The organism is Pseudomonas sp. K5002 (assembly GCF_013386655.1).
GTDB lineage: Bacteria > Pseudomonadota > Gammaproteobacteria > Pseudomonadales > Pseudomonadaceae > Aquipseudomonas.
The window spans coordinates 1-752 of record NZ_JACARK010001271.1; the positions used below are offsets into that span (position 1 = coordinate 1).

Annotated in this window: 1 protein-coding gene; it reads left to right on the top strand. The window is 63.0% G+C overall.

Features of this window, described 5'->3' with window-relative positions; translation table 11 throughout:
* Positions 1–752 (top strand): condensation domain-containing protein (locus HX846_RS35590; RefSeq protein WP_256740355.1); only part of this gene is annotated, 752 nt, incomplete at both ends.

Here is a 752-nt window from a genome sequence, read left to right on the forward strand (position 1 = left end):
CTGCTGCTCAGCGCCGCGCAACTGCTGCTGGGGCGCTACGCAAACCAGCGCGACGTACGTTTCGGCAGCCCGGTAGCCCAGCGCCCACTGGCCGAGTTGCAACCGCTGATCGGCTGCTTCGTCAACACCCTGGTGATGCGCACCGACCTGGCGCCGGGCCTGGATTTTTCCGGTTTGCTCGAGCAGGTACGAGACACCGTACTGGATGCACAACAGCATCAGGACGTGCCGTTTGATCAAGTGGTCGAACACCTGGCGCCAGAACGCAGTCTCGGCCAGACGCCATTGTTCCAAGTGTTGTTCGTGATGCAGAACGCCAACACCACTGCCAGCCAGTGGCCGCAGCTGCAAGTGAGCGAACGCGCAGTGACGGCCGACGCCACCAAGTTCGACCTGAACTGGGAAGTGCATGACGGCGAGGTCCTGTCGGTACTGCTCGAATACCGTAGCGCATTGTTCACCCAGGCCACCGCCGAGCGCTGGCTGGCGCAATGGCAAGCCCTGCTCGAAAGCATGCTGCAAGCACAACAGACGCGTTTGAGTGACTGGTCGCCGTTGACCGTCGCAGAGCGTCAACAGCAATGGGCGTGGAACGCTACCGAGCGCAAATATTCCGGCCCGACGAACTTGCACACGGCCCTGAGCCAGCAAGCCGCGTTGACGCCCAACGCGCCCGCGCTGGTGTTCGAAGGCCAACGCCTGAGCTACGCCGAACTGGACCAACGCGCACAAACCGTTGCCCGAGCCCTGCG